The sequence below is a fragment of the Luteolibacter sp. AS25 genome (assembly GCF_046736275.1).
Classification (GTDB): domain Bacteria; phylum Verrucomicrobiota; class Verrucomicrobiia; order Verrucomicrobiales; family Akkermansiaceae; genus Luteolibacter.
The window spans coordinates 2,015,396-2,041,983 of the sequence record NZ_CP151837.1 but is presented as its reverse complement, the minus strand read 5'-3'; the positions used below and the strand labels follow the sequence as shown (position 1 = coordinate 2,041,983).

Here is a 26,588-nt window from a genome sequence, read left to right as displayed (position 1 = left end):
GGATGGGCGGAGGCTCCTTAGCCGATTGGGCCGGAGGGCGATGGCGATGGCGATGGCGATGCGTGTTTCTTCACCTGCCTATGGTTTAGCCATACGGGCACGCCGAGCAGCGGGAAAAGCAATAGTATCCAGGCACATCCAGCTGCATCAGTGGTCACCAGCGGTGGCCATGATCTCGGGAGCGGAAGGCGCATGCGGTGCGCGGTGAGGAGAAAGCCACCCGTAGCCATGAAAGCAACGGTGAGCTGTAGCATCTGCATCCGGAACTGCCCGATCACTTTCCTTCTCCGCCATAGAAGGGGCAGGGAAAGGAGAATTAAAAGCACCCACCCAAGCCCTGCGGCGATCCCCGCGATGTGCCAACCGGCGACAAACGGAGTGAGAACCATCCATCCGCTAAAGCCCAGGGTGCTGCCGAGCAAAGCGCCAAAGCCGGAGAACCGTGTGTCTTTTTTGTGTGTGATCATCGTGCCGGATAAAACCTAGACGGATTGGGGGGCAGGGGAGAAGCCCGGAATCCAGCAGTCTGTTCTTTCCCTTTCCTATGGATTCCACCTGTTCGTGCGACTTGTCCTACCTTAGCCCTATTTGGCTCCGCGGCGTCACGCTATATAAGCCGGGATCCCAAGCTTAAGAGCGGGGCTGACGATGGTTCAGGGAAAGGAGCGGTTCCTGCAATTAATGTAATAGTCCGTATTAGGCAGTGAATTGAGATCCGTTTTTGTCGTGAATCCCATGTGGAAGTGCCGCCATTGGTTATAGATCACGGGTAAAATTCCAGATTTAATCGGAGGTTTTTTCCGGCTTCGCTATCGCCGCTTTAACGGTCTTCTTTGCTGCTACCACCAGATGGAGTGTCTTCTGCAAGCATCTCTTCGGGGAGCTCTATGACTTCACGCAGCATTTTGCAGAGTTCATTGTCTTTGCCCCGCCCCCCGGCGATGCAAAGCCGCTGCTTCGGTCTTACCCATGTGAGGCAGCTAAAACATAGAATCGTCCTCAGCCGCTGGCCGTCTGTATCGATCGCCTCGATCCCGTAAATAGGATCGTGCCCGCAGAAGTGGATGGCTTCCACATTCAGAAGGGCTTCCTTTAGCTTTTTAATAATTCTAAGTGATTCTTCCCCGGAGGCTTCCCTGGTTTCAACAACTCCGCGCCAAGTCTTGCTCCAGTCTATCCAAAACTTCGATTTTGTCTCTTGCTTGCCTGTGTGATCCAGCAGGTGAACTATCACTCTAGGTGTCTCCGCATTGCTCGCGGGGATTCCGGAAAGGATAGCAATCATTAGTAGAATCTTCATTTAAGGGTGGAGGTGGGAGCAATGGCGGGGCCGGTCTTGTGCCTTGAATTTGATGAATTAGTTCCGTGGGCTATAATATCCGCTCGGGCCGGGGGAAAGTAGTCAATTGTGATATATCATCCGGGTTGTCATCGCCGTGCGGCCATGCCTTCTACTATTTTTTCCCGCTTCCCGGCATCCTCAATCGCGGAAATATCAATATTCAAAGCGAAGAAGTAATTCTTCCCGCCCATCTCAATCCAGCCAACCCACCAGCCAATCCCCGGGTCCGGTGCGTTCTGCCATCCGCTTTTTTCATACAGGCTCCAGATTTCACCTTTCTCCAGCGCTATGCCTTCATTGCCGCGATAGCCGCAGGCGGGTAGCCCAGGTCTTGGGTAACCAGATCGCGGATCACTCTTATCTGTTCCAGTGCGGTGATCTTCAGGGGGCCATCCAGCCAGAAGGTTGTCACATCGTTACCGATGTTCATGTTCCCGTAGCAGAGATTGCGGATGTTCTTGTCCATACGCTCCAGCCCGATTCTCCCTGCCACCTGCTGATAAACTGCTGCATTGGATAACTTAAGGGCCTCCTTCAATGGCATGTCCCGCTCCCAGACCTCGAATGGCTGTGGCCTGCCTCCATAGGGGACTACTTCATCGATATCAGCCACAACTCCCTCGCTCAATGCAATGACCGTGTGCGGGATTTTATATGTAGAAGCAGGGACGAACCGCGTGGCTGCCCTTACCGGATTGTAACCGATGTAGTCTCCCGTATCCGGATCGAGGTAAACAAAAGTGCCTTGCACGCCTTCTTCTTTGAAAAAGCAGTCAAATTCAGCGGCTCCTTCCACGCCGCCGAGACGGTGCCACCCAGCACGGCGAATCCGAATGTGACCATGGTGGTGGCGAGGGTGGCCGCTTTGCGCCGTATTTTCATGAGGGAAAGAATTTTGCAAATAGCACCCCCGCTGCAAAGCTCGATATCAATCACGTAGCCTGACCCGGGGCAGCGCCCGCTGGTTGTTTCAGCCTCGGTTTTCCAGATCTTTATTGCTCGATTGTTTGCGAGGTTTTGGTCCGGCTCCGGAATATCAATAGAATCAAACCGTAGATGGGGATGGTTCTCGATCCATTCCGCAGCAGCGAAGACTTGATCGAACGTGGTTCGAAGGTCGTGATCTGAGCCGAGGGTGGATTTTCCCATGGGAGATCGAGCCGCCAGCTAGCGTAGCTGGTGAACAGTACGATCAGTGCCAACGGGATGAGGAGGTGCTCGGGTGCGGGCCGTTTAATTGATCCCGCCGCCCATCCCAGCCAACCCCGGATAGAGTAGTCGTCAGCAAGGTCTGGTGGGTTGGACATTTCCGGGGCTTCGTTTGAGGTGTTGATGCCGGTATCAGTATGAGGAAACGCCGCCAATACGGAGGCTGGCAGCGGTTGCCGGCTACGGTTAGATTTTTCCATCCGTGCCTCAGTGACCGGGCTTCCTGCGAACAGCCTGCGATCCTTTCCTGGGATTTTCCCAGTAGGTCAGACCCTGCTCGAAACAAGTTCCTCCAAGATCCTCTGCTTTCATCAATAGGAATTTCTGAGCATCTTCAATGCCTTTGTTATATGCAAAAGGGGCAAACTCTTTCATGAAATATTTCAATACAAACTCTGCCTGCATCTCGCTCACATCCTGATCCATCTCTTCTGACATGAATCGTTGGATAGATTCGAGGGCCTCGACTTTTTTGATATCGGGTAGCTGTATCTTCATATTCTGTAGGCCCACATTAGAGCAACGGCACCGCCGGAAAAAGAGGGATTTCTCCAGACGGCCTGTCTTATCGATGGGTTCTACTCTCGAACGGGATCCTGGCTGCTTCTGGCCACGACCGAGTGCGTGATGCTTTCCGGCTGTATCCAGCCGGGGCACGATAGTTCCGTGTGGAGGCCGGATTTATTCGGATGGATTGTCGGGCAACGGCTCTTTTGATTCTTCATGATCATCAGGTATTAATTCCAGACGCGATGAGGGAGGAGGGTAGGGGGTGGCGCTTGTCTCGATTCTGAGCCGTACCCGAAAGATGCCCTTCGGGGAATCGGGAGCGCTGATCCAGACCTCGTAAAACCATTTATCCGATTCAGGCATGATTGTGCGTGTCGAGGTTCTTGCCGACCGGCTTTCGCTGGGAAAGTCGATGAAGGCGTTACCAGCTACATTGTCGTCGGCAGATAAATTGATAATTAAGCGCTGTGGTAAACGTGACTCCGCATTCTCAAACAAGAATACCCTGATCCGGTATAGATCATATGGGCCACCTCCCGGAGTCACGGCGGTCTCGCGGATTTTCCCGTCCTGATCCTTTATTTCTGCCACCAGGCGCGGGAATAAATTACCGGATAGCGTCAGGTCCGCGCAATAAGGGCGGATACCGAGAGCCGAGGCAAGTTCCTCGAGATTAACGGTCCGCTCCTCGATTTCCACACCTTTCAAGCAAGTAGCTGTTAATAGCATAACGAAGATACAAGCACGTCTGATGTTCATGACTTTTCGTGGATGGAAGGAGGGGTTCTGTATCATTAGAGTCACGGATTCACTCGGATGGCTTGGCCAGGGCCACCGGATCTTGCTTCAACTCTTGCCGCTTGTTCTTTACTTCTTCGGCTACGTTGCTGGCCAGTTGGGGATCCAGTTCGGCCAGTTTGGCAATCGTCGGTGGCCAGGCCTCATTCGCGGATTTGATGTATAAGAAGTAATGTGCGAGCATCATCTTAAGTAACGCCGGATTCCGCTGTTTCTTGAAATGCGCTATTGCCCCAGGGTAGGTGCTAACGAGAACTTCATCAATATTTCCAATGGCCCTACTCAGATTGATGGTCTGTTGCCTAGTTAATCCTTGTGGGCGAGACCGGCTAAGTTGTTTGAGGTCCATATCAGTCTGCATCAAATACAGTAGCTGATACTCAAGTCTTCTCATATCAGGATCGCTCCAGGAAGAGGGCTCCCTGGCAATGTTGTAGTCCTCCCCTACTGCATATTCACCCAATGCAAGGCCGGATAAGAGAAGGCAGGAAGCAATGGAAAGGAAACGCGTCATAATAAAAATATTTGTCTAAGGTTATAGGAATGGCAACGCCCACGTGAAGCTTTAATTTAGTCAGAAACCTTGTCCTGTTTCTTTGACTTGTTCTCCCTATATTATATTTCTTGGCGGATGGTCCGAGCCTGTGTTCGCACAGGCCAGGGCTGCGGTAGTTGCGGTGCCTCGGCTAGCCCGGAAAATTGATCTAAGGCACCCAAACGGTGAGTGTATAATCGTCCGTGATGGGGTGGACGATCTTATCCTCGTATGGAACCAAAACATTACCAGAGAACGGACGAGGCTCGGAACCTATCGGATTCTCAATAATCATGTGATACTCCAGGGTGAAACCCGTGGTGGTAACCTTCGTCACCTTGTAGCGTTCCTTCACGCTTCCGGTTCCGCCGTGGGAAAAAGTCATACGCCTCTCGCTCACTCCACGATCGGTGTCTATCGCGCCACCCCCACCACCGCCCTTGTGGGTGATCATGACCTCGACCTTTCGAGTTTCATAGTCACCATCAAGGACCGGTTTCTTACACGCTGTTATAAACAGGAAGGTCAAAAGGAGATATGTATATTTCACCGTTTTTATTTTTCTGGGTTGAGCATCCAAAGTGAAGTGCTGGGCGCAGCGAGCACGTCCCGAATTAGCCAGACGGCCTCCTTTGCGGTTATCATAGTGCTCAAATTCTATGGTAGAGTGCTTTAGACGCTCCACTACCGCCGGAGATGCTGAAAAATGTAGCCCATATGGCCTAATCTGAATTGTTTTACTTATTCCTTTTTTGTGGTTTAAGTAATCTCAGGACTGCCTTGAGGTAATGCTCCTGATAGTTGGAATCAAGGCTATGTAGGTCGGGATCTATCGCGCTGCAGCGAGGGCCACTCAATAAATGCCAGAATGAATGGAAGAACGAGTGCTCCGAAGGGGATAATTATGACCAACGATAGCCACGGGGAGAGGCCGGCCTTCTTACAGATAAACCAGAACTGAAGAACTCCCACCATCGCCACCATGACGGCGATCATAGAAATCATTATCAACTCCGGCATTCCTATTGGTCCCATAATCTTTGGTTTTAGTTTCCTAGCGCAACGTGGAAAGTAATTCACCCACTACCGCGATGCAATATCGAAGAAGTTAATGTTTGGAGGATTCAATAAATCCGGACCAATTGCTGGGTAGTGGGAAAGGTGAGCTGCCTTGTTCGCTTTATTTGGCTTGGAGATTTTTCAACGATTTTTGCTGATCCTGATTGAAAAGTTTTACCTTTTTAACGTTTTTGGCGTGAAGATCGGAGACTTGTTTCTGAAGGTATTGTTTATACTCTTTCTCCAGTTCGTTCCCCTCGATGTTTCTCTTATCATGGAGGAAATCCAGCTGTGCTTTTTCGAAAAGCATTTTGATTAAGCCAATCTCGAGTTCTGTTACGTCTCCCTTGTTGCCAGCCAGAGGGATAATATCAATGCCTTCGATGGGGCCGCCTCTGGTCTTACAATTCGCACGATTTTCACCACACTCTGGACAAGCGGAATCGATTTTCTCTATCACTTTGACACTTTCTGTCTTTCTTTCACAGAATCCTGAACTTGACGTGATTAACATCGCTGAAATTATTTTAATTATCATTTTCATATATTTTTAATTTAGAGTCAGATCTATCGTGGCGAACGTTAGAGGAGAGCAGCACCGGTGAAAACCCCCAATTTATTTAGACGGCGGGCTAGTGGCACCGTCTCGGCGTTTTTTGTTTCTTCTCCTTCATACTGGGATCTTGAATTCTGCGCGCTCGAAAAGATTCCTTAAGAAGTATCCCGAAGAGTGGCATTGCGCATAGAAGAAGCACGGCAGCATAGTGGTTCTTCAGCGCTGCATCATTGAGAAGTGGAACTGCATCGGTAAAGTCGGAGTCTCTAGCAATAGTCTCACGATAGTCACTGATTGAGTTAGCCACTTTTGAGCAGTAGAGCAGTGCTGCAAAGCAAATCGCCACTAGAAATGTTGAGATAATTGGTAAGGTATTCATTTTAATGCAAATGTAGGCAACAAGACGGCTAGGGAGAGGTGGTGTTAGCCTTCTTTAATTCTTCATCGAGTATCCAGCCGTCCTTGTGGTAGAAGTAAAACACCGAGCTGTCCGGGCAATGACCAGAGAAATATACCCTTTTTTGATTCTCGGCAGACACGCCATCACCCTCATAGCCAATGTGCATCTCCTTACCACAATGAGGGCAGCTCAAATCCAAAGGCGCGATTATGTCTTGCGCGGCCCAATCGCGTCGAAGTTCTGTAACTTGACTGTCTAAATCTATAGGCTCACCCCGGACCTTCCTAGATAGCGATGTATTAATGATCAACCACATATCTTCGTCATGATAGATTCCCAATCTAAGAAAAAAATATTTTAGAGGGGAATGAGGAACGTAAACGGGCAGAGGCTGGTCGCGTGGCACAAGTGGCGGAACCCAATCAAGTAATGGCTGGCCGACCGGTAGGACTGAGTCATCAATCGCACAAAACGCAAACTCTTCGCCGCCAGCTTCAATGTATGACCTCCGCTCCGGTTTCAAATTCGCCATGAGTATGGCTAGAGCTTCATCCAAGTTTTCAGGAGGTCTGGCGACCATTGCTGGTGCCTCGATTCGCAGGTCCTCCAAATCCTTCAGACTTGATCTGGAATTGTCCTGCCTGTTGCAGCCGCATAGCCAACACGCGAGTAGTGCAGTTCCGATGGAAAGTAGGGTGCGCATCTCTATTTTCTGTAGATTGTAGTCCTGTCGCGCCGGTGGAAACCCCCAATTTATTTAGACGGCGGGCCAGTGGCACAATTTCATTGCGGCATCTTGTTCTACTTCCCGGTTTATTCATAGTTGGAAATGACTTGTTCAAGACCGCTCGAATAAAAATGGACTCCTCTTGAATTGCCGTGCTCAAAATAACCTCCACCTTCGCTACCGACAACAAACCGTAACTTCTGCGATTCCAAAGAGCTTCCCTTGAGAAATGTGATCGTATGAGTGTGATTGAAGATTTCAGTTCTAGGTTCACTCATATTCTCTAACGCGGAAAATATCTTATTTATCTCTTGTCGATTAAGTGAAGTTTTTTCGCCGGTTTTCTGGTCGACGATTGATCCGCCCATTACATTATCGACTGTGAAATCTGTGCTGGTAAATAATCTAGAAGGTGAGTTCGAACAAGCTGCCAGCGCCAACGAGAGGAATATCATTAGCAGAGATTTCATTTTGTGAGGAAAATTGTATGAATTACGCAGCCGGTGAGAAGCTCGAATTTAATCAGACGGCTTCTTCAGCGTCGCCATCTCCGCCTCGCTCTGCTTGTGCTTTTCGTAGATTTCCTGCGTCTTAGGGTATTCCAATTTACTGTATTTCCATACCCGCGACACGAAGCGTTCTTCACTCTGCTGTACATGACCGCTTCGCGTTGCTAGAACGGAGGCAAAAAAATCGTCACCAACCGACGCTAAAGCTGAGATTATAGCTCTCATATGAAACTCGGATTTCTCACCGTCTAGCCCTGAGCGGGCTGAGTGATCCTTTAAGGCGGTTAGCGATCATCGATCGTGAGTGACCACAATTTACGATTCACTCCCAATATTTCGGCGAAGGGGGAGAAACCGGCCTATAGAGGAGGTGCGGATCTGATGTGCCGCTTGTAACGGGATGTGACCGATGCGGCTTTGCCGGCACTGAGGGAAAGCAAGCCGGTAATCGGTAGGCTGGGGACCATCTTCCGCTGAAGCGAGGCCGGGGCGGCTGATCTGCGCGGGGGTTAGGCGGGTTTCAGTGTGGCGAGGCCTTCCGCCAGGATCTGGGTGACCAGCTGATCCAAAGGCTCGTTGTGACCTAATAGGCCGGAGACGACCTTCTCCGCCCAGAGGAAATAATCATACTGGCGTGATTGTGGCCAATTCTCCGGTGGGTCGGATAGGAGGGAGCGGAGATTGCAGGTTTTATCCGAGATCTTGATCATTTTCGCGCCGGGTGTCTTTTTTGGTGCGGTCTCGATCTGCTTTTGCTTCCGTTCCATTTTCGGGAGGCTTTTGTCATCCGTGCACTCGACTACGAGGGAGGCTACGTTTTCGCCGAAGGTCGCGGCGATTTCATCGCGTGTGGTCTCGGTGTCCTCGATGGTGTCGTGAAGAAGGGCTGCTATCAATACGTCCTCATCTGTGACGCCGCCTACGGATGAGAGGTGGGATGCGACTTCTATGGGGTGATTGATATATGGGGAGCATTCGGCATTTTTTCTCCGTTGTTGGGAGTGCTTTTGAGCGGCGAAGTTGGTGGCTTGTAGGATTCGGTTCATTTTTTTGGAGAAAGGGGTGGGGATTGATTGAAGGGCGTCGATTGTGACTTTCCCGGCGCAGAGGTTGATTTTTAAATCACGATGAAAGGTTTCCTTTCCGATGTTGGTCGTGCGATCCGTGTCCGGGGTGAGTAGTTGCAGAGTCGGAAATCCAGCGAAAGAGGCCGACTCATCACTCTGGAGCTTTCTCTGCCGATTACCAGAATTTACCATGACGCCATTTGGCGGGTGGGAGCCAGGTTATCGTGGTGGGGTCTTTCGAGAAAACCCGGCCCTCGGCTACCGCGCGGTGAACAGCGGGCTCGATGTCGCGAAAGGAATTGGTATTGGAACCAATGGCTGCTCCCAAGCGATTGTTGTGGATGTCCATATCATTGGATTCCTTTCCGCGGGATTCGAATATGAGTGTGGTGAGGGTAACGGCCCACTCGCCGAGGGTGTTAGAGACGGTAGCGCTGGCAAGTGCGTGGCGGTAAGCATCGAGCTGGCCGTGCCTGCCGCCCTCGAAGTCCGATTTCGAGACGTGGCTCCAAGTGAAGCCGATGACCCAGATGGGATAGAGGAGCAGAATCACAGCGAGGAAAAAGGCTCTGCGTAAAAGTTTCCGTTTCATACTAGCTTTGTTTTGTTTCTCCGGGAACTGGCGGAAATAAAGGATATCTATATATCCGGATTTGCTATCGCTTCGGAATAGTAGAAAAGATTGCGTAGGCGATGGTGGCGACAGCTAGGATATGGAGCCAGAAAACCATGCGGCATATCAAGATCATGCTGCGGTTGTCCTTTACTTTGGCAATTTCCTGGGCCTCCTGCCAATCGACCCAAAAGGTTACTCCGATATTTGCGCCAGGGGTGTAGCCTTTGCCATTGCGCCGGCAATAGGGGCGGATGGATAAGAGCCACAGCAGCATTATTGCCAGGGGAATGAATAGAATTGCTACAGCCATTGGTGTTTTTGGGTCTTAATTACTCAGCCCCATGGGGAGGCTGTTGCTATCTTTTCCTGTCCGCGAAAGCCGGTGGTCCGCATATATGGGAATGTATGTGGATGCTATGTCTGCTCAAGGAGTGCTCTACTGGATTTCGATGACTCTGTGCGCGTTCTGGATTGATTCATTGGTCACTAGCTCGGCATTGGGGCCATCGTTGGTCATGACTCTCCACATAGCTTCTTCTCTGGTCATTTTCATGACCTGATGATGGCGTTTCAAGACGCGCCTTTTGCACTCCTCAAGCGGGACGTAGAGAAACCATCCCTCATCGAAAACATCAAGGAGTAGCAGATTCCACGGGCTTTCGCTGAGAAGGAGGTAATTTCCTTCCACGATTACGATTTTCTTGCCGGGTGCGAGGCTGACGCTCCGCTCTTCCGGATCGCACTTGCTGTGATCAAATCCCGGGAAAAGTCCGGAACCCGATTCATGGGCCCGGGTGAGATCTTCCACCAGTTTCTCTGCGTTAAAGGTAAATGGCGCGCCCCGTCTTTCGTGGGCCTCAATGGGGTCTTCCATCAGGTCGAGCTCGGAACGGTAGTAATGATAACCGTCCATGGGGATCACATCGATCTTGTCGCCGAGAGCTGCCTTGAGTTTCCCGGTGACGGTGCTTTTGCCGCTGCCGGGGCCGCCGGCGAGTCCGATCCAGTATTGGCGATTTTCGGGCAGTGAATCAAATTTTGATGAGAGCTCTTTGATCAGCTCGTCGCATGTTCTTTTTTCTTTGTGCATATGTAGGGATTTTACCGGGCTGGAGAGGTTGAGTGATCCGGCTCCGGGGTTTAAGGTCTTTGAATCGTCATGGCGGGTTGCCCCGCGGTGGGTCAGTCGCCCGGATGGATTTGTTTTTTCCGAATCTCTTCACTTTCCATTGGATGGGCAATGCCATCGTTCATTTCTTTTAATCGATCCGCATTCCGGGGGATTCAGAAGGGTTTCATCCATTCGATTTCCCGGATGGCGGGATCGGAGGTGAGGATCTCGTCCATTGCGCGGGTGACTTCCTCGAGGCGCGGGGTGGCATCGATTTTCCAGAAGAGCAGTTTGCGGATGGTGGGGGTGGCGGGGTCCGTGAAGCAGAGAAACTCGTCATCATCGCCGTTCCGATGTCCGCAGCAGATGGAGAGCGGGAATTCGTTGTTATCAATGGGGATGCAGAAGCCCCAGTCCTTGGCTACCGGCTCGCCTGCTTTGATTCCCTTTTTCCGGAGATTTGCGGCGAGGTAGTCGGCGAGGCGGCTGCCCCAGAGGCCCGGTTTGATTTCCTCCTCTTCATATATGTAAGCGGGAAATTTATCGGACCTGAATTGGACAAGGGTTTTCATTTCTCTAATAGGTATAATAGAGGATGTATGACGGTGGTGGGAAGATCTATATTCGATGGACTGGTGTAGTAGGTGAGAAAGGGGTCTATTTCCGCAGTGGCTTGATGAATTTTCCAAGGTGGATATGGTTCGGGGATGTGCACGGCGTATGAAATCGGTAAAAAGGGCGTGAATTTCCCGAAGAGGATTTCCCGCAAGGCGGTGGAGGAACTGCGGGCGGTGAAGGAAAGGCGGCTGATGCGGCCGACGCTGATGGCTTCGGTGGTGGATCTGGATGGCGGGCTGGTGAAGATGCGCTGGGGTTTCCGCAGGGAATTCAGCAATGCGGTGGTGAATGCGCGACAGGATAAGCTAAAGGGACGGATGTGGAGGGAGGCGATGGAGGAGAGGCGGTGCCTGATACCGGCGGCTGCCTACTATGAATGGAGCGGGCCGAAGGGGGCGAAGCGAACGCATAGATTCGAGAGTCCGGCGGGGGAATGGTTATGGATCGCGGGGATCTGGGAGGAGGATGTGGAGCTGGGAAGGTGCTTCAGCATGATTACCACCGAGCCGCGCGGTGCGGCGCTGGGTGTGCACGACCGGATGCCGGCGGTGCTTTCCGAGGAGGAGACGGGGGTTTTCCTAGATGGGGGAATGTGGGAGTTCCACCCGGCGGCGGGGCTGCTGGAGGTGAGGGATGCGGTGAATCCGCTGACGGGGAAGGCGCCGCCGCCGGTGCAGGGGGAATTGTTCTAGGATGTGGGTTGTCTGATGTTGATAGAGTATCATCCGGGTCCTCGTGAATTGAGGCTATGAGGTGTATGGCAGAAGTTAAATGGGGGGGGATTTGCAAGGAGGATGGCTTTTCAGGTATAGGGTTATTGAAATGCTGGTTTTACAAATTTAGGTCGGTGTTTATTCTCGCGAAAAAGTGATCTGTGACTGATTTGATGGGTTTACGAATAGTGCTGGGCATTGATTTCTCCTCCGGATTCCGTGGGGCGAGGGTTCTGGCGTGGACGGCTCCCTTGCTGATGGGGATGTGTGCTCACGGGGCGGTGATCGACACGATGGATGATCTTTCGAACTTCGGGACGCCTACGTCGTCCAATCTGGAAGTGGTGGGGGCTGGTGAGGTGGCTTTTACTTCCGCGGAGGTGAATGTGGACCGGTTCGTGGACTGGATGAGCGGTGGGACGGTTCGGCTGGATCTGATGACCGAGGGACAGCTGACGGTGGTGCCGGAGCGGCTGCTGAATGCGGGTGAGTGGGGAATATGGGCGGTGTATTTCAATGGAATCTCATTTGTGGAGGAGGTGAATCTTCTGGGGCTTGATACGACAGTGAACGAGGTGACGCTGGATGTGGCCAGTTTCGCGACCGCGCCTTCGGACACCTATTTCGTGAGGTTCCGGGTGCGGGAGGCTGTGGGGGATGGGGTGGTTTTCTCCCGGATCAGTGCGGTGCCGGAGCCCGGTGTGGCGGTGATGGGTGCGCTGGGTCTATTGGTTTCCCTGCGCAGGAGACGATAGGAAACTGATAATTTTCCTCGAAAGTTCCGGGCCATGGCGGATGATGGACGGCATATTATGACGGAGACTCCGAAAGACAGTATTGCCCTGCTAATCGATGCGGATAATTCACCGGCGGCGAAGATAGATTTCATCATTTCCGAGCTGGCGAGCCATGGCGTGGTCAATATACGGAGGGCGTATGGAAACTGGACGAAGCGGGGGCTTTCCGGATGGATAGAGGTGCTCCACGGCTATGCGATCCAGCCGATGCAATCGTTCGATCTGGTGAAGGGGAAGAATGCGACGGATATGGCGCTGCTGATTGATGCGATGGATATCCTCTACACGAAGGAGGATATTAAAACGTTTTGCCTGGTTTCCTCGGACAGTGATTTCACACCGCTGATCCAGCGGCTGCGGGCGGATGGGAAGAAGGTGATAGGGTTCGGCGATCAAAAGACGCCAGAGCCTTTTATCGCGAGCTGCACGCATTTCCTCTATCTGGATGATGGCGGTAGCGCGAAGGTGGCGGGAAAATCCGACAAGGCTGCCGCCGGGGCGGGAGGGAAGGCTGAATCGGTGCCGGTGAGGCAGCTGAAGGGAAATACGAAGCTGATGAATACGCTGAGATCCGCGGTAAAGGCTGCTGCTGACGAAGAAGGATGGGCAGCGCTGGGGCCGGTGGGCTCCCACATTACGAATCAGGGGCCGTTCGATCACCGGACGTATGGTTTCAAGAAACTGAGTGATTTGTTTTCCGCGATTGATCTATTCGAGGTGAAGGGGGAGAAGCTGGATACGCATACGGTCTACCGGGTGCGAATGAAGAAGTAGGGCGTGTGCCGGGCGGGGTGGATAGAGGGGAGATTTCACGATAAGAAAAAGTAGTCCTATCTTCGCGGGGAAAATGAGCTAGAAGGCTCTCTTACCAATTTATCGTGGTGGGCTCCCATAGCTGGCGTTCGGTCAATTCCGGCTGATTGCGGTGCGGGGAGTCTCCTCCGAGCTTTGCTTGAGAAGAAATTTATGCCACCGAAACAAAATGCCCGCGGTTTTTCATTTTTCAATGATCCACAACCCATCCTGCCTCAGGCTCCGCCGAGAATGAAGTCCGCGAAGATGGCTCTGACGATGGGTAAGATCGATGCGGTGACGGCGGTGGTTTATTGTGAGGGGAGCTTCGGCAGCATTGATGGAAAGACGGCAAACGGGCTGGTGCGTCACTCCGGGAAATATGAGATCCTTTCGGTGATCGATAGCGGGAAGGCCGGGCAGGATGCGGGGGAAGTGCTGGACGGGGTGCCGAACGGGATACCCATCTGTGAGAATCTGGCGGATGCGCTGGTGAATGCGGGGAGCACGCCTGCGAATTTTATCTACGGGATTGCACCTCTGAGCGGAATGCTCTCGATGGAGGAAAGGCATATGCTGCTGAAGGCGATGAAGCACGGGATGAATCTGGTGTGCGGGTTGCACGAGTTTCTCACAGAGGATGCGGAGTTTATCGCAGCGGCACACGAGGCCGGGGTGAGCATACGCGATGTGCGAAAGCCGCGTGAGAAGAAGGATTTGAGGACGTTCAGCGGGCGGGTATCGGAGGTGAATTGCCCGCGGATCGCGGTGCTGGGGACGGATTGCGCGATTGGAAAGCGGACCACGGCGACAATCTTGGCGGCGGCGCTGAAGGAGCGGGGTATCAATGCGGTGCTGATCGGCACGGGTCAGACGGCAGTGATTCAGGGAGCTCGCTATGGGCTGGCGATGGATGCGGTGCCTGCCCAATTCTGCGCGGGTGAGCTGGAGGCGGTGATCCTAAAGGCGGAAGAAGAGGAGGCCCCGGATGTGATTTTAATAGAGGGGCAGGGGGCGCTGAGTCATCCGGCTTATTCAACTTCCAGCTTCATCCTACGCGGGAGTTGCCCGCAGGGGGTGATTCTCCAACATGCGCCGGCGAGAAAGCACCTCTGTGATTTCCCCGATACTCCGATGCCGACCGCAGCCTCCGAGATCGCGCTGATCGAGATGTTCAGCAAAACGAAGGTGATTGGGCTGACGCTCAATCACGAGGATATGACGGATGCAGAGGTGTCCGTGGCGATCGGGGGTTATGAGAAAGAGCTGGGAATCCCGTGCACGGATGCGCTGGGAGGATCGACGGAGAGGCTGGTGGAAATGGTGCTGGAGGCGTTTCCCGAGCTGGGTGAAAATGCCTCCGACTGATAATTTTTCCTGGATGGGATTGATTGTGGAGAATTGGTGGGAAAAGCTGGGTGGCTGCCTGGAGAGGGGCTGTGTTGAATCCTGAACATGAGTAAATTCGAGCAAAAAATCAGCCGGGTGATGAGCCTGGTGCTGAGGCATGATCCGGGATCGATAGGGCTGCAGCTGGATGAAAATGGCTGGGCGGGAATGGAAGAGCTGATCGAGTGCCTGAACAGGGATGGCAAGCAGGTGGACAGGGGGCTGATCGAGAAGGTGGTGGCCGGGAGTGACAAGCAGCGGTTCCGGATTTCCGATGACGGTTGTGCGATCCGGGCGAACCAAGGGCACTCGGTGGCGATCGATCTGAAACTGGAGGAGAAATTACCGCCTGAGTGGCTGTATCACGGGACGGTAGCCAAATGTATGAGGGCGATCGAGCGTGAGGGACTGATCAAGGGCGCGCGTCAACATGTGCATATGAGTGTGGATAAAGTGACTGCGCGAAAGGTAGGCGCACGGCATGGGAAGCCGGTGGTGCTGGAGGTGGGGGCACAGGCGATGGTGCGGCACGAATATAAGTTTTATCAGGCGGAAAACGGTGTGTGGCTGACGGAGCACGTGCCGCCGGATTATCTGAATCAGCGCTTTTCCTCCTGATGGTTGGCAAGGGATTTGGATAAGTGGTCATTTCCCAACCGAACGAAAGGAAAGTGGGAGTGGCCTAGTAAAAATGTTTCCTCTATAGGTATCAAAACCCCAAAATGATGAGATTTTTACGACTGAGTGTATTGACCGCGCTTTTCTGCGTGAATGCGGAAGCAGAAGCGGACTGGAGCGGGCTGAAGCTACGCTATGACAAGCCTGCGGTGGAGTGGACTGATGCGCTACCGATTGGCAACGGGTCGCTTGGGGCGATGGTGTATGGAGGGGTGGAAATGGAAAGAATCCAGTTCAATCACGATACGCTGTGGGCGGGTGGGCCGCATTCCTATTCGCGGAAGGGTGCTTCGAAGTTCCTCCCGGAGATCCGGCAGTTGCTGTTCGATGGAAAGCAGAAGGAAGCGGAGGATCTGGCGATGAAGGAATTTATGTCAGATCCGCTGGGGCAGGCGCCTTACCAGCCGTTCGGGGATTTGACGGTGGAGTTTCCTGATATGGGGAACCAGGTGGACTATGAGCGGAGTCTGGACCTGGATGGAGCTATCGCCTCGACCAGCTTCTCCGTGGATGGTGTGAGGTATACGAGAACGGTTATCGCGAGTAATCCGGATGGTGTAATGGCCGTGAGAATCGAGGCCGATGAACCGGGTAAGGTGGAATTCACGGCGAAGCTTTCCACGCTGCATACAAAGGCGACGGAGGTGGGCAAGCTGGATGAACGGACTTTACGGATGCGCGGTGTGGTGGATGATTTTCAGCAGAAAAAGCGGAAAGACTTTTTCGAAGGGCAGGTGCGTTTCGAGGCCCGGCTGCGGGTGGTGGCCGAGGGGGGTAACGTCGTAGTGACGGATGAGGGGGTGCAGGTGAAGGCTGCGGATGCTGCGGTGCTGTATCTGGCGGGGGCGACGAGTTACAGGAATTTCCAATCGCTGGATGCCGATCCAGCTTCCCTGTGTGCCGGGAAACTGGAGAAGATCGAGGGGAAGACGTATGCGGCAATTTTGTCCGACCATCAGGCAGATCATCGGGATTTATTCCGTAGGGTATCGATTGATTTGAGAGGTGGAGACTCCGCGGAGATGCCGGCGAATGAACGGCTGAATGCCTATCAGGAGAATCCGGATTCCGATTTCGTCGCGCTGCTTTATCAATACGGGCGCTATCTGCTGATAGCTTCATCGCGGCCGGGATCGCAGCCTGCAAATCTGCAGGGTATGTGGAATGATAGCAAAAGTCCGGCCTGGGACTCGAAATACACGATCAATATCAACACGGAGATGAATTACTGGCCGGCCGAGCTGACCAATCTTTCCGAATGCCATGAGCCGCTCTTCGATATGCTGGATGATCTGGCCATCACCGGTGCGGAAGTGGCGAAAGATCTCTATGCTGCGAAAGGCTGGGTAGTGCATCATAACACGGATGGCTGGCGGGGTGCGGCACCGATCAATCATGCGAATCATGGGATCTGGCCGACGGGTGGCGCGTGGTTGGCCACGCACCTCTGGGAGCGATATCTATTCAGCGGGGATAAGGAATTCCTGAAAGAAAGGGCGTTTCCGCTGATGAAGGGCTCCTCGGAGTTTTTTCTCGATTACCTGGTGGAGGATCCGAATCACGGGAAGGGCTGGCTAATCAGCGGGCCCAGCAATTCGCCCGAGCAGGGTGGTCTGGTGATGGCACCGGTGATGGATCATCAAATCATTCGCCATTTGTTGAACTCCACGGCGGAAGCCGCAGAAATTCTTGGGATCGAGGAGGATTTCTCGAAGTTTCTGAGGGAAACCGCAGGTAGGATTGCACCTGAAGAGGTGAAGGAAGAAGGGCAACTGAGCGAGTGGCTTTACCAGCCATCTCCCAAGACCGATCATCGACATGTCTCCCATTTATGGGCGCTGCATCCGGGCTCTGAAATCACGGTCGATACTCCGGAGCTCTTCGACGCCTGCAAGACCACGCTCAACATGCGTGGCGACGGGGCGACGGGCTGGTCACGGGGATGGAAAGTAAATTTCTGGGCACGTCTGCGTGATGGAGAGCGGATGAACAAGGTGCTGACCGGGTTCTTCCGGAACTCGAGTTTGAAGAGAGGGCCGGGCTTTTATAACAATCTATTCGATGCGCATCCTCCGTTTCAGATCGATGGAAACTTCGGGCTGACGGCCGGGGTTTCGGAGGCCTTGTTGCAATCGCACCGGCGGGACGAGTCGGGACGGCATATCATTGATCTACTTCCCGCACTTCCTTCCGCTTGGGGCGAAGGATCGGTTTCCGGCCTCCGGGCGCGCGGAGGCTTTGAGGTTTCCATGGAGTGGAAGGGTGGGAAACTGGAGGCTTGCCAGGTGAAGTCCCTGCTGGGAAATCCGTTTTTGATTCAAGTCCCGGGAGGAGAGCCACAGCTTATCGAGACCATTGCCGCAAGTGAAAGTTACTCTGCGGTCACTAAGTGAGTCTCGAGTGGTTGTTCCAGCTCAGTATTCTTCGGTAATTATAAATGCCGGGGAGATTCCCAGTTCTTCGAGGATATGAACGATCTCCTTGGTCATTTCCGATGTCCCGCAGATGTAATAGTAGGTGCCGTATGGGTGTTTCGCAACCTCCTCAAACAAGATGTCATGATCGATCTGACCGTTTTCGAAGGGGCCTGATTCACCTTCAGTGACGAAGAAGCGGCAATTGCTGCCGAGTCGGGTCTTGAGTTCAGCCGCGCAAATGGCTTCGTCCGGGTGGCTGTTCGAGTAGAGCAGACTGTTTCCCCCTAGGTCTCCCTTGCTGTGAAGATCCCGGAAAATTGCGAGAAAGGGGGTGATGCCCGCTCCGCCGGCGATGAATACGCCGGAGCCCTGATATCGAATGGCACCCGCTGCTTTCTCTATGATCAACTCGTCCCCGGGGCTGAGATTGGTCATTTCATCGGTGACCCCGTCCCGTTCAGGGTAGGTTTTGATCGTAAACTGGAGGCACGGATCCTCCGGGAGTGAGCTGAAGGTAAATGGACGATCCTCTTCCTCCCAGCCGGGTTTCGAGATCGCCACGTGTGTGGCCTGACCGGGGTAGAACTGATACCCCTCGGGCTTCTCGGTTACGATGATGAGTGTCTCGAAGGTGTCCTTCGCGATAGTAAGGATTTTTACTTTCTCTTTCATAAACAGAAATCCCGCGCTTTGGAGGCGCGGGAAGGCGGGTTTCTAGAAAATAAGAATGTCGAAGTCTTCACCGAGAAGGTTCCTGAAGCTCGGATGGCCCTGAAACTCATCAATGAGAGGGATGCCGCCTTTTTCGATCTTTTCGGTGACTTCAAATGCATTCGAGCAATGCTTGCAGGCGCCGCGGACGAAGTGGCGGACTTGCTCGAACAGGTTGTTGAATTTGTGATCCGGATCCGCGAATGCCGCGGCGGCCTGGGTGCCGGCTCCATCGAAGATGATCTGCACGTCCTGCCCGGAATCTTTGTATTCGAGTGCTCCGGTGAGGGCGTTGACGACGCGGCCGAGACTTTCAGGCTCTTCACCTGCTGCGAGTATGATAAATGCTGTTTTTTTCATGGAAATGGTTGGTTTGAGTTCCGGAGATGAACTCGCAATGGCCATGCCAGAGGGTTGGAGGGGGTAGTTGTAGGAACCACGGGACTTGGGAGTCCGGTGGATGATGCAATGTGCAAAGGTATCCGTGCGGTAGGTATTGATGGTATGGTGGTTAGGAATAGCGGTGTTCGATACACGGACACAAAAAAAAGGAACGGGTTGGGACCGTTCCGTTGGTGTGCCGTCTGAAACGGCAGTTTGATTTTCTACAGCGGCCTATTCGGCAGGAGAAACGATCAGGTAGTAGGCGCCTACTTCTTTACCGTCTGCAGTCGTGAAGACAGGAGCCAACTGGTGTGAGCCTTTGGTGAGCTCTGCAGTGAAGGTGATGTTTGTATCGCCCTCGGATACCGGTTTGGTCTCGATGTCTTTTCCGTCCATGCGGATAGTGGCGGTAGTGAACGGAAAGGCATCACCCTCTCTGGCGCTGAAAGCCTTGTCCGCACCGGGAACGTTCGGCTCCGCAGCAAGGCCGGCGGTGATGGCGGTATCCGCTTCTTTCGGCCAGCGGCGCATTTCCAATGTGTAGATTCCGGTTTCGATGACTTTCACAGCCCAATGGCCTTCGTGTTTCCCGTCTTTGGTGGCTTCATCGTGGCGGATGTGGCCTTGGTTCCATGGTGGAAGCTCCTCCTGGATCCAATCGTGACCGGTAAGGGTAACCACAGGTGCCTCCGGATGGCCGAGGTAGATCTCGGTGGTCTGGGAGAAGGTAGGCTCAAGTTCCGCCCACCAGTCCTCGTAGAATTGGCGCATGGCCTGGACTTGCTCTGGATGTGCAGCGGCTACGTCATTCTCCTGGCCGGGATCGGCGGTGATGTCGTAGAGTTCGGTGCCGTTGATGAGGCGCCATTTCTGGGACATGACGGACGAGTCACGCCATTTGATTGGATCGCGGACACGTTGTGAATCGGTGATGAGGTAGCGTTCTTCCCAATCGGCATCGTCGCCCTTGTAGAGGAGTTCTTTGATAGATTTACCATCGAACTTGAGATCGGCAGGGATTTTCGTAGAGCCGGTGAGTTCCAGAAGAGTTGGAACGATATCGACGAAACCGGTGAGGGTCTTGACTGATTTCTGCTCGGTCAATTTTCCGGCAGGCCAGTGGATGATGAACGGGACGCGGTGGCCACCCTCGTATGGGCTGCCTTTCTGTCCGCGCATGCCGGCATTGTAGACATCCGCGCCGCCGACAGTGCCGTTATCGGTGGTGAAGATGAAGATGGTGTTATCGGCGATGCCGAGTTCCTCGATAACTTTGCGGGTGCGTGCCACGTTGTCATCGATATTGGTGACCATCCCGTAGTAGGCGGCTTTGTCCAGCGGTTGATCCGAATACATGTCCAGGTATTCCTGAGGGCAATGAAGCGGGGTGTGCGGGGCATTTGTGGCGATGAACGCGAGGAACGGCTTTTTCTCCGCGGCCTTTTCCTTGATGAACTTGATGCCTTGGTCGAAGAAGACATCGGTGCAGAAACCTTCGGCCGAAACGACTTCCCCGTTGTGGAAATAATGGCCGTCAAAGTAGTTGTTGTTCCAGAGATCGGGTGTCTGGCCTACGCCGCCGCCGCCGTGGCGATAAACTTCATCGAAGCCGCGGTCTTCAGGACGATAAGGGTAGTTGTCACCGAGGTGCCATTTACCGAACAGACCTGAGGTGTAGCCGTTTTCCTTGAGAAGGGTGGCAATGGTAATTTCGTTTTCACGGAGCATGGAGCGACCGTTTACGGTATGCCAGACGCCGGTGCGGTTCGTCCAATGTCCGGTGAGCAGGCCGCAGCGTGTGGGCGAGCAAGTCGGCGCCACGTGGTAGTCATCAAGTGCGACACCTTCAGAATGAAGTTTATCAATGGCGGGTGTCTTGACGTATGGATGGCCGTTGTGGGCGAGATCGCCGTAGCCTTGGTCATCCGTGATAACGAAGACGATATTCGGTTTTTCCTGACCGGAGGCGAGCGAGATGCCCGCGGCTAGCGTTAGTAATAATGAGAAGGGTTTCATAATTTCGTGGGAGTGACTTTAGGGTATGGATTTGAAGGAATGAAACAGGAAATTTCTGGTAGAGCGGAATTTGCAGCGAAATGAATTCAAGGTGTTGGTGTGATCTCCGCTTGAAAATACATGATTCCCCGTGATCTTTTTTCATGAAAGATAAGAAAATAGTCTCAAATCCACAGCCAACCTCCGCCGATGAGTCACCAATTCCACAGCCGCCAACCGACGGATTTCCGGTGGGTGAGGATCTGACGGATGCTCCCGGTGGTGAGGAAGAGTTGAAAGAAGACAAGGGACCCGACTAAGGGGGGAAGCAGATTGGAAAGGGATGGGGCGCAGACGCTGCATTCCGACAATGTACATGGCACCCGGCGAACGGTAGCAGGTGCGTAGGATGGTCACAGATCCGCGAATAGCCGAGTAAGTGCTTTTATTTACCCGCTAGCTGGCACCCATTTCGCCTAAGAAACTGGCACTGCGAACGTCAGAGAGGATCAGGCCAGGGTGCCTTCTGTTACGCCGAGTTTCTCGGTGGCGTGGATGCGATTGAGGAGTTGCTCCGGGGTGATGGATTTCTGGAGGAGTTCCTGATAAGCGCGAATGGTCGAGTAGGCGTGATTGTGATCCTCATCAAGGAGCTCGATCCGGTAATTTTTCAAGCCACTGCGGAGGAGATCCTCGAAGAAGCGTGCGCCGGTTTGGGCGCGGCCGTTGAAGAGCGTGTTGCGGCAGCCGACATCAGCTTGGAGGCGATGAAGCTGGCCAACACGGTCGCGGAGATGGACGACGTGTTTTTCGCACGGGCGGCCACAGTCCTTGTAGGTCGTGCCGGAGCTGAGGAATGTGCAAAAGACGCAGTGCTCCATATGAAACATGGGCATGTGCTGGTGGAGGGTGAGCTCCAGCCAATCGGTGGGAGTTTTCTCGAGCAGATCCAGAACCTGGGAGATATTCAGATCATAGGAGATGGTGAGCCGATCGAGGTTGGCTGCTTCTTTCAATAATTTTGCAGTCAACGGGTTGGCGGTATTCAGTGAGAAATCGCCGATTTTTATGATTTCCTCGTGATTCTTGAAGTGCTCGAGAGCGGCGAGGTTTCTTAGAAGCAGCCCGTCCGGATTGGTGCGCTCGATGAGTTTCAGGTAGCCGGTTTCACCTGTCTTGATGATGCGTGGGGTGGCTAGGATGATCTGTGAATCAGTCGGTGCCGAGAGGGCCACGGCCTCCTTGTAGCGGCGCGGATCCTCGAAATCGCAGTAAATTTGCTCAATGCCGGCCTCGAGAGCTGCCTCAAGCTGTGGCAGTGTGCGGGTGAGAACCGAGAGGGTGGGAGAAGTGACCGCCGGGCGTGTAGGTGCGGGCGGGAAAAGGTCCGATGCCGTTGCCCGGGTTCCGGTGCTGATAGTTGCGAGCGGTTCGTTGTTCGCATTCAGTTTATCAACCAGGTCGCGGCGGGCTTGGTTGAGTGCGGAAAGGGGAAGGTGGCAATCTCCGGTGAGTTGATTGTCAACGGCGGTTAGCTCGTAGGGTGTCTCGCCGAGTTTGGAGAGCTGTTTCGTGAGGGTCTCGGTATTCAGCGGGCGGTTCGAGGCCTCCGAGAGAGGAATGGTTGTGGACGCTGAAAAGTTGTTCGCGGAGATGGTCAGCGGCTGTCCGGGTTGGCCGGTGACGGTGATGCGGATACCGGATTTCTGGAGCTTTGGCTTGGCTGTTTGCCAGAATTTCCGGATCTCGGATTCGAGTGCGGGGTCGGCGGTTTTGTAAAGAGTGACGCCGGGACGGATGCGGGCGAAGTTGATCCCTGAATATTGGCGGTGGAAGATGATGCGGTCATTTTCGATTTTCCAAATGGAGGCGCCTTGCTCGAGGTCGCGGTTTTCGCCTGCGTCGAAAACGATGCCATCGCCGGCTTTGAGTGGAGGCGTGTGGGATTCCGGTGGTTGATCGAGGCGGATCCAGCCATTCTGTGCCTCGATGATGGTGCCGAGGAAAGGTCCGCGTTTTTTGCCGAATTTTCCGTGGGTGAGGTAGGGGTGGTTTGTGCCGGCCAGCCAGCCGGTGGTGAGACCGCGGGAGAAGGTCATTTCCAGGGCATATTTATCTTCTGCCGTGATAGGCGATTCCGTGTTTTCCCGGGTTTCGATTCCCTGTGCTGCATCGAGTGCCTTGCGGTAGACGCGGGTGACAGCGGCGACGTATTCGGGAGTTTTTAGGCGGCCTTCGATCTTGAAGGATTTCACTCCAGCCTCAACGAGCTGCGGGATGAGATCGACTGCGGCCAGATCCTGTGGGGAAAGGAGGTAGCGGTGCTCGCCGAGGTCTTTTGTTTCTCCATCGACTACGACTTCGTAGGGCATGCGGCAGGCTTGTGCGCACTCGCCACGGTTTGCGGAGCGTTGGCCGAGGGACTCCGAAGTGAGGCATTGTCCGGAGTAGGCTACGCAGAGTGCACCGTGGACGAAAACCTCGAGCGGTGTGGTGGCGGGGTTGGGGAATTTCTCGATTTCGCCGAGAGAGAGCTCGCGGGAAAGGACGGCGCGCTCCATTGGGAAGATGGTTTCGAGGAAGGATAGTCCCTCCGGAGAAGTGATGGTCATCTGGGTGGATGCGTGAAGCTCCACCTGCGGGATGATTTCACGGGCCATTTTCGCCAACCCGATATCCTGGATGATGAGTGCGTCCACTCCGGCGGCGCCAACGATGCGGAGTTGTTCTTCAGCGGCTTCGATTTCACCGGTGAAGATGAGGGTGTTCATGGCGATGAAGCCTTTGACTCCGTGCTTGTGCAGGTAGTCCATTAGCTCCGGGAGATCCTCTTCGCTGAAGTTATCCGCACGGAGGCGTGCGTTGAACTTCGGCAGGCCGAAGTAGATGGCGTTGGCACCGGCGGCGACTGCGGCGCGTGCGCAGTCCCAGTTACCGGCTGGAGAGAGGAGTTCAGGAGTCATTGGAAAGATGGTGAGCGTATTTGAAAATGGGACTTTAAGCAACTGTGAGAGAGACTCTTGATCTGGTTAGTATTAATCAAGTCGCGGTCAGGCGTGCTGGAGGAAAGTTATCCGAGGCACACGGTGGAGTTCCGCAGGGAACATGAGATGCGCGGTGGCTGGTTGCTGTCTCCGCGGATTGAGAGAACCCTCATAATAAAATACGAGGGTTTTGGATGGCCTAGCTAACCACAGCTCGTGATTAAATCAACCGCTGCTAGAGATCCGGAACGAGACGGAGCCAGTTTCCGAAATCCGGTGGAGGAGGGGCGGTAAACTGCATTTTCTCCCCACTGATCGGATGATTGAAACTCAGTTTCCAAGCGTGAAGCAGGAGACGTGGAGTGGGGAGGGTATGTTTTTTTCCGTAAATGGGATCGCCGAGAATGGGTGTGCCCTTGTGATGGAGGTGGACGCGGATCTGGTGGGTGCGGCCGGTATGGAGGTGGCAGAGGACGAAGGCGGTCTGTGTGGCGGCGTCCGTGGCTAGCGTTTCGTAATCGGTTATGGCGGTTTTACCTCCTGGAGGATTTACCACTGCCATCTTCTGACGATTTACTGGGTGCCGGCCGATATGGGTGAAAATTGTGTCTTTCTCCGGCTTCGGGATTCCATGGGTGACGGCCAGGTAGAGCTTTTCCATGGTGGTGCGCTCCGAAAACTGGGCGACGAGACCCTGGTGGGCGGGATTGGTTTTCGCTACGACGAGGCAGCCGGATGTATCCTTGTCCAGACGGTGGACAATACCCGGGCGCTCGACTCCACCGATTCCTGAGAGTTTTCCCTGACAGTGATAGAGGAGGGCGTTCACGAGGGTGCCGGTAGGATTGCCGGGGGCAGGATGGACGACAATGCCGTGGGCTTTATGAAGGACAAGCAGGTGCTCATCCTCAAAGAGGATATCGAGTGGAATATCCTCGGCGATTGCTTCCGCCGGTACTGCTTCCGGGACCTCGACGTAGACGACATCAGCTGCCTTTACCGAATCCCGTGGTTTTGCGGGTTTTCCATTGAGGAGGATGTGCTGCTCACGGATCAGTGATTGGATACGGGAGCGGGAGAGATCCGCGAGACGGCTTGCCAGGAAGGCATCGAGGCGATCGTAGTTTTTGTCAGCTATTACTTCCTGTCTCAAAATATGGGAAGACTAGGCGGGCGAGGCGGTTTGGACCAGGACCTGGGTGATCGTCTGCACGTGATGTGGTGGCAGGGCTTCCGGGACGAGTGTACCAAGAACGATGCGGCCGTATGGGGTATCGCACGGGAGCACTTCGAGTATGGAAGATGGGCCGATTTTTACGTGGATGTTTCCGGAGCCCTTGGATGCGGAGGCGAGGTTGCGCGCCATGAAATGAAGCCTGCCATGTCCGCTTTCGTCAAAAATCACTTTACCTTCGCGATCGAGGATGAAGATCTCAGAGGCTTTGAAATTTTTCACAAGCCAATCGCGGAAGATTTGAATGCGCTCGAGGAACCGGGTTTTCGAGGGGACCTGGGGTAATGGTTCCGGCTCAGGCTTGTGTTGGACTGCCGGGGGAATGCTCTCCGCTGCAGGCGCTATCTCGACGGCTGTGTTCGGGACTACCTGGGCTTGTTGTGGTGCGACCGGCGCGACCGGCGCGACCGGCGCGGCCGGTGCGACTGCGGCAACCGAGGGAGGAGGAAAGTTTGTTGGCTCCAATACTGTTGGCTCTTCCTGCTTTTCCCTAGCGCAGGTGAATCCCTCGAATGCGTCGTTGAAGCCGGGGTCTGCCGCGTTTATTCGGGCAGGTGCGACGGGACGCATGAGCTGTTCGGCCAAATGGCGAACTTCAGATGGGTCTAGCCATGGATTGATGGTGTCCATTTACTGGGGCTGGAATGCCGGGTTGAGTCTGGCTTTTTCGAGCTTGTGCTGAATCTCGGCGCGGAGGGAATCGAAGACCGTTGCGGCTCCGGCACCGTCTTCCATGACTCCTACCGGCAGGCCTTTGGCGCTGGCACGAATGTAGATCTCATCCCGGGGTATGGATGTTTTGAAGGCCATTTCCTCCGGGAGAAGGTTTCGGAGGGCATTTGCGGCTTCGGTGCTTTCCGCAAGATTGTTTTGAAGCATTGTCAGGCAAACTCCGAGCACGTGGAGGCGGGGATTTACGATGCGGAGACGATTGACGCCTTCCAATAGCTTCGGGACCGAACGGATACCGAGTGGTTCAGCCTGCTGCGGGAGAATCAGTGCATCGGTGGATGCGATAATATCGCTGGTGACGCCGAAGAGCCCGGCTGCGGTGTCGATGATGCATACATCGTAGTGCCTGGCTGCGATGTTTCTGATAAATGCGCGAACTCTGGCAAGGTGGGATCCTGATGCGCCATTTCCTGCATCATAGTCGCTGGCCTGACCGGCCGCTATGAGAGAGAATGTCTCCATACGGGTAGGGACGATGAGACGATCCATCGGTATGCCCGGGTCTGCCAGAAAATCGTAGAAACCGGAGAGTAAACGTGACTGGCGGGTGAGTGAGAGACCCACCGAGCCCTGCGGATCCGCATCGACAAGGATTGTATTGAGACCTGCGCGCGCGAAGGCGTGTGCGAGGTTGATGGCGAGTGTGGTTTTTCCGACACCCCCTTTTTGGCTAGAAGTAGCAATGCTGATCACGCTGGAGAAAGA

At 53.9% G+C, this 26,588-nt stretch carries 33 protein-coding genes; 7 read left to right on the top strand and 26 right to left on the bottom strand.

Annotation, left to right across the window (positions count from 1 at the left end; all coding sequences use genetic code 11):
- Positions 1 to 17 precede the first annotated feature (17 nt).
- The 19 genes from AAGA79_RS09500 to AAGA79_RS09410 form a co-directional block, all read right to left on the bottom strand.
- Entirely contained in the window at positions 18 to 467 is a 450-nt protein-coding gene (locus AAGA79_RS09500; protein ID WP_411825558.1) for a hypothetical protein, read from the bottom strand.
- Positions 468 to 820: 353 nt separating this feature from the next.
- Positions 821 to 1,300, bottom strand: a complete 480-nt coding sequence (locus AAGA79_RS09495) for a hypothetical protein (RefSeq protein ID WP_411825557.1) — start codon at positions 1,298 to 1,300, stop codon at positions 821 to 823.
- Between the two features lie 328 nt (positions 1,301 to 1,628).
- Complete coding sequence (locus AAGA79_RS09490; protein WP_411825556.1) at positions 1,629 to 2,093, bottom strand: penicillin-binding transpeptidase domain-containing protein; 465 nt, start codon at positions 2,091 to 2,093, stop codon at positions 1,629 to 1,631.
- Positions 2,030 to 2,224, bottom strand: coding sequence for a hypothetical protein (locus AAGA79_RS09485; protein ID WP_411825555.1), 195 nt, complete (start codon positions 2,222 to 2,224; stop codon positions 2,030 to 2,032). Before AAGA79_RS09485 ends, AAGA79_RS09490 begins: the two co-directional genes overlap by 64 nt.
- Positions 2,225 to 2,334: 110 nt before the next feature.
- Complete coding sequence (locus AAGA79_RS09480) at positions 2,335 to 2,649, bottom strand: hypothetical protein (RefSeq protein WP_411825554.1); 315 nt, start codon at positions 2,647 to 2,649, stop codon at positions 2,335 to 2,337.
- A gap of 109 nt (positions 2,650 to 2,758) precedes the next feature.
- The gene (locus AAGA79_RS09475) at positions 2,759 to 3,049 is read right to left on the bottom strand and encodes a DUF2164 domain-containing protein (RefSeq protein ID WP_411825553.1); all 291 of its coding nucleotides are present in this window, start codon (positions 3,047 to 3,049) and stop codon (positions 2,759 to 2,761) included.
- A gap of 183 nt (positions 3,050 to 3,232) precedes the next feature.
- Entirely contained in the window at positions 3,233 to 3,820 is a 588-nt protein-coding gene (locus tag AAGA79_RS09470) for a hypothetical protein (protein WP_411825552.1), read from the bottom strand.
- A 49-nt stretch (positions 3,821 to 3,869) separates the two neighbouring features.
- Complete coding sequence (locus AAGA79_RS09465) at positions 3,870 to 4,373, bottom strand: hypothetical protein (RefSeq protein WP_411825551.1); 504 nt, start codon at positions 4,371 to 4,373, stop codon at positions 3,870 to 3,872.
- Between the two features lie 190 nt (positions 4,374 to 4,563).
- Positions 4,564 to 4,944, bottom strand: coding sequence for a hypothetical protein (locus AAGA79_RS09460; protein ID WP_411825550.1), 381 nt, complete (start codon positions 4,942 to 4,944; stop codon positions 4,564 to 4,566).
- A gap of 263 nt (positions 4,945 to 5,207) precedes the next feature.
- On the bottom strand, positions 5,208 to 5,429 hold the full coding sequence (locus AAGA79_RS09455) for a hypothetical protein (protein WP_411825549.1): 222 nt from the start codon (positions 5,427 to 5,429) through the stop codon (positions 5,208 to 5,210).
- A gap of 145 nt (positions 5,430 to 5,574) precedes the next feature.
- Positions 5,575 to 5,913 (bottom strand): hypothetical protein, encoded by a 339-nt coding sequence (locus AAGA79_RS09450; protein WP_411825548.1) that lies wholly within the window; start codon positions 5,911 to 5,913, stop codon positions 5,575 to 5,577.
- A gap of 503 nt (positions 5,914 to 6,416) precedes the next feature.
- Positions 6,417 to 6,965, bottom strand: coding sequence for a hypothetical protein (locus AAGA79_RS09445; RefSeq protein ID WP_411825547.1), 549 nt, complete (start codon positions 6,963 to 6,965; stop codon positions 6,417 to 6,419).
- Between the two features lie 257 nt (positions 6,966 to 7,222).
- On the bottom strand, positions 7,223 to 7,606 hold the full coding sequence (locus AAGA79_RS09440; protein ID WP_411825546.1) for a hypothetical protein: 384 nt from the start codon (positions 7,604 to 7,606) through the stop codon (positions 7,223 to 7,225).
- A gap of 48 nt (positions 7,607 to 7,654) precedes the next feature.
- Positions 7,655 to 7,870, bottom strand: a complete 216-nt coding sequence (locus tag AAGA79_RS09435) for a hypothetical protein (protein ID WP_411825545.1) — start codon at positions 7,868 to 7,870, stop codon at positions 7,655 to 7,657.
- Positions 7,871 to 8,154: 284 nt separating this feature from the next.
- Positions 8,155 to 8,691: an HD domain-containing protein gene (locus AAGA79_RS09430; RefSeq protein WP_411825544.1), complete on the bottom strand. Its 537-nt coding sequence runs from the start codon at positions 8,689 to 8,691 to the stop codon at positions 8,155 to 8,157.
- 196 nt (positions 8,692 to 8,887) lie between these two features.
- A complete protein-coding gene (locus tag AAGA79_RS09425) occupies positions 8,888 to 9,304 on the bottom strand; it encodes a DUF6973 domain-containing protein (RefSeq protein WP_411825543.1) in 417 nt (138 codons plus the stop codon).
- A 64-nt stretch (positions 9,305 to 9,368) separates the two neighbouring features.
- Complete coding sequence (locus AAGA79_RS09420; protein WP_411825542.1) at positions 9,369 to 9,638, bottom strand: hypothetical protein; 270 nt, start codon at positions 9,636 to 9,638, stop codon at positions 9,369 to 9,371.
- A 126-nt stretch (positions 9,639 to 9,764) separates the two neighbouring features.
- A complete protein-coding gene (locus AAGA79_RS09415; protein ID WP_411825541.1) occupies positions 9,765 to 10,418 on the bottom strand; it encodes a uridine kinase in 654 nt (217 codons plus the stop codon).
- Between the two features lie 194 nt (positions 10,419 to 10,612).
- Positions 10,613 to 11,011, bottom strand: coding sequence for a hypothetical protein (locus AAGA79_RS09410; protein ID WP_411825540.1), 399 nt, complete (start codon positions 11,009 to 11,011; stop codon positions 10,613 to 10,615).
- A 135-nt stretch (positions 11,012 to 11,146) separates the two neighbouring features.
- On the opposite strand from AAGA79_RS09410, the gene AAGA79_RS09405 reads away from it, so the two are divergent.
- The 6 genes from AAGA79_RS09405 (at position 11,147) to AAGA79_RS09380 (ending at position 17,819) form a co-directional block, all read left to right on the top strand.
- Complete coding sequence (locus AAGA79_RS09405; RefSeq protein WP_411825539.1) at positions 11,147 to 11,749, top strand: SOS response-associated peptidase family protein; 603 nt, start codon at positions 11,147 to 11,149, stop codon at positions 11,747 to 11,749.
- Positions 11,750 to 11,943: 194 nt separating this feature from the next.
- The gene (locus tag AAGA79_RS09400; protein ID WP_411825538.1) at positions 11,944 to 12,525 is read left to right on the top strand and encodes a hypothetical protein; all 582 of its coding nucleotides are present in this window, start codon (positions 11,944 to 11,946) and stop codon (positions 12,523 to 12,525) included.
- Positions 12,526 to 12,558: 33 nt separating this feature from the next.
- Positions 12,559 to 13,341, top strand: a complete 783-nt coding sequence (locus AAGA79_RS09395) for an NYN domain-containing protein (RefSeq protein WP_411825537.1) — start codon at positions 12,559 to 12,561, stop codon at positions 13,339 to 13,341.
- A gap of 270 nt (positions 13,342 to 13,611) precedes the next feature.
- Positions 13,612 to 14,727: a DUF1611 domain-containing protein gene (locus AAGA79_RS09390; protein WP_411828226.1), complete on the top strand. Its 1,116-nt coding sequence runs from the start codon at positions 13,612 to 13,614 to the stop codon at positions 14,725 to 14,727.
- Between the two features lie 87 nt (positions 14,728 to 14,814).
- On the top strand, positions 14,815 to 15,366 hold the full coding sequence (locus AAGA79_RS09385) for an RNA 2'-phosphotransferase (RefSeq protein ID WP_411825536.1): 552 nt from the start codon (positions 14,815 to 14,817) through the stop codon (positions 15,364 to 15,366).
- A 104-nt stretch (positions 15,367 to 15,470) separates the two neighbouring features.
- Complete coding sequence (locus AAGA79_RS09380; protein ID WP_411825535.1) at positions 15,471 to 17,819, top strand: glycosyl hydrolase family 95 catalytic domain-containing protein; 2,349 nt, start codon at positions 15,471 to 15,473, stop codon at positions 17,817 to 17,819.
- Between the two features lie 21 nt (positions 17,820 to 17,840).
- Here AAGA79_RS09380 and AAGA79_RS09375 read toward each other — a convergent pair whose 3' ends face one another.
- The 3 genes from AAGA79_RS09375 to AAGA79_RS09365 form a co-directional block, all read right to left on the bottom strand.
- Positions 17,841 to 18,515: a flavodoxin reductase gene (locus AAGA79_RS09375; RefSeq protein WP_411825534.1), complete on the bottom strand. Its 675-nt coding sequence runs from the start codon at positions 18,513 to 18,515 to the stop codon at positions 17,841 to 17,843.
- Positions 18,516 to 18,557: 42 nt separating this feature from the next.
- Entirely contained in the window at positions 18,558 to 18,914 is a 357-nt protein-coding gene (locus tag AAGA79_RS09370; RefSeq protein ID WP_411825533.1) for a hypothetical protein, read from the bottom strand.
- 255 nt (positions 18,915 to 19,169) lie between these two features.
- The gene (locus tag AAGA79_RS09365) at positions 19,170 to 20,954 is read right to left on the bottom strand and encodes an arylsulfatase (protein ID WP_411825532.1); all 1,785 of its coding nucleotides are present in this window, start codon (positions 20,952 to 20,954) and stop codon (positions 19,170 to 19,172) included.
- Positions 20,955 to 21,097: 143 nt separating this feature from the next.
- On the opposite strand from AAGA79_RS09365, the gene AAGA79_RS09360 reads away from it, so the two are divergent.
- On the top strand, positions 21,098 to 21,253 hold the full coding sequence (locus tag AAGA79_RS09360) for a hypothetical protein (protein WP_411825531.1): 156 nt from the start codon (positions 21,098 to 21,100) through the stop codon (positions 21,251 to 21,253).
- 189 nt (positions 21,254 to 21,442) lie between these two features.
- On the opposite strand, the gene AAGA79_RS09355 is transcribed toward AAGA79_RS09360, so the two are convergent.
- The 4 genes from AAGA79_RS09355 to AAGA79_RS09340 form a co-directional block, all read right to left on the bottom strand.
- Entirely contained in the window at positions 21,443 to 23,896 is a 2,454-nt protein-coding gene (locus AAGA79_RS09355) for a DUF3656 domain-containing U32 family peptidase (protein ID WP_411825530.1), read from the bottom strand.
- A 256-nt stretch (positions 23,897 to 24,152) separates the two neighbouring features.
- On the bottom strand, positions 24,153 to 25,070 hold the full coding sequence (locus AAGA79_RS09350) for an RluA family pseudouridine synthase (RefSeq protein WP_411825529.1): 918 nt from the start codon (positions 25,068 to 25,070) through the stop codon (positions 24,153 to 24,155).
- Positions 25,071 to 25,082: 12 nt separating this feature from the next.
- A complete protein-coding gene (locus AAGA79_RS09345) occupies positions 25,083 to 25,781 on the bottom strand; it encodes a hypothetical protein (protein ID WP_411825528.1) in 699 nt (232 codons plus the stop codon).
- A complete protein-coding gene (locus AAGA79_RS09340) occupies positions 25,782 to 26,576 on the bottom strand; it encodes a ParA family protein (RefSeq protein WP_411825527.1) in 795 nt (264 codons plus the stop codon).
- Positions 26,577 to 26,588: the final 12 nt, after the last annotated feature.

Bases quoted from the DNA above. Each gene is read 5' to 3' on its own strand.
- AAGA79_RS09500 (WP_411825558.1), bottom strand. From the start codon at position 467: ATGATCACACACAAAAAAGACACACGGTTCTCCGGCTTTGGCGCTTTG.
- AAGA79_RS09495 (WP_411825557.1), bottom strand. From the start codon at position 1,300: ATGAAGATTCTACTAATGATTGCTATCCTTTCCGGAATCCCCGCGAGC.
- AAGA79_RS09485 (WP_411825555.1), bottom strand. From the start codon at position 2,224: ATGAAAATACGGCGCAAAGCGGCCACCCTCGCCACCACCATGGTCACA.
- AAGA79_RS09480 (WP_411825554.1), bottom strand. From the start codon at position 2,649: ATGTCCAACCCACCAGACCTTGCTGACGACTACTCTATCCGGGGTTGG.
- AAGA79_RS09475 (WP_411825553.1), bottom strand. From the start codon at position 3,049: ATGAAGATACAGCTACCCGATATCAAAAAAGTCGAGGCCCTCGAATCT.
- AAGA79_RS09470 (WP_411825552.1), bottom strand. From the start codon at position 3,820: ATGAACATCAGACGTGCTTGTATCTTCGTTATGCTATTAACAGCTACT.
- AAGA79_RS09465 (WP_411825551.1), bottom strand. From the start codon at position 4,373: ATGACGCGTTTCCTTTCCATTGCTTCCTGCCTTCTCTTATCCGGCCTT.
- AAGA79_RS09455 (WP_411825549.1), bottom strand. From the start codon at position 5,429: ATGGGACCAATAGGAATGCCGGAGTTGATAATGATTTCTATGATCGCC.
- AAGA79_RS09440 (WP_411825546.1), bottom strand. From the start codon at position 7,606: ATGAAATCTCTGCTAATGATATTCCTCTCGTTGGCGCTGGCAGCTTGT.
- AAGA79_RS09435 (WP_411825545.1), bottom strand. From the start codon at position 7,870: ATGAGAGCTATAATCTCAGCTTTAGCGTCGGTTGGTGACGATTTTTTT.
- AAGA79_RS09430 (WP_411825544.1), bottom strand. From the start codon at position 8,691: ATGAACCGAATCCTACAAGCCACCAACTTCGCCGCTCAAAAGCACTCC.
- AAGA79_RS09425 (WP_411825543.1), bottom strand. From the start codon at position 9,304: ATGAAACGGAAACTTTTACGCAGAGCCTTTTTCCTCGCTGTGATTCTG.
- AAGA79_RS09420 (WP_411825542.1), bottom strand. From the start codon at position 9,638: ATGGCTGTAGCAATTCTATTCATTCCCCTGGCAATAATGCTGCTGTGG.
- AAGA79_RS09415 (WP_411825541.1), bottom strand. From the start codon at position 10,418: ATGCACAAAGAAAAAAGAACATGCGACGAGCTGATCAAAGAGCTCTCA.
- AAGA79_RS09410 (WP_411825540.1), bottom strand. From the start codon at position 11,011: ATGAAAACCCTTGTCCAATTCAGGTCCGATAAATTTCCCGCTTACATA.
- AAGA79_RS09405 (WP_411825539.1), top strand. From the start codon at position 11,147: ATGTGCACGGCGTATGAAATCGGTAAAAAGGGCGTGAATTTCCCGAAG.
- AAGA79_RS09400 (WP_411825538.1), top strand. From the start codon at position 11,944: ATGGGTTTACGAATAGTGCTGGGCATTGATTTCTCCTCCGGATTCCGT.
- AAGA79_RS09395 (WP_411825537.1), top strand. From the start codon at position 12,559: ATGGCGGATGATGGACGGCATATTATGACGGAGACTCCGAAAGACAGT.
- AAGA79_RS09390 (WP_411828226.1), top strand. From the start codon at position 13,612: ATGAAGTCCGCGAAGATGGCTCTGACGATGGGTAAGATCGATGCGGTG.
- AAGA79_RS09385 (WP_411825536.1), top strand. From the start codon at position 14,815: ATGAGTAAATTCGAGCAAAAAATCAGCCGGGTGATGAGCCTGGTGCTG.
- AAGA79_RS09380 (WP_411825535.1), top strand. From the start codon at position 15,471: ATGATGAGATTTTTACGACTGAGTGTATTGACCGCGCTTTTCTGCGTG.
- AAGA79_RS09375 (WP_411825534.1), bottom strand. From the start codon at position 18,515: ATGAAAGAGAAAGTAAAAATCCTTACTATCGCGAAGGACACCTTCGAG.
- AAGA79_RS09370 (WP_411825533.1), bottom strand. From the start codon at position 18,914: ATGAAAAAAACAGCATTTATCATACTCGCAGCAGGTGAAGAGCCTGAA.
- AAGA79_RS09365 (WP_411825532.1), bottom strand. From the start codon at position 20,954: ATGAAACCCTTCTCATTATTACTAACGCTAGCCGCGGGCATCTCGCTC.
- AAGA79_RS09360 (WP_411825531.1), top strand. From the start codon at position 21,098: ATGAAAGATAAGAAAATAGTCTCAAATCCACAGCCAACCTCCGCCGAT.
- AAGA79_RS09355 (WP_411825530.1), bottom strand. From the start codon at position 23,896: ATGACTCCTGAACTCCTCTCTCCAGCCGGTAACTGGGACTGCGCACGC.
- AAGA79_RS09345 (WP_411825528.1), bottom strand. From the start codon at position 25,781: ATGGACACCATCAATCCATGGCTAGACCCATCTGAAGTTCGCCATTTG.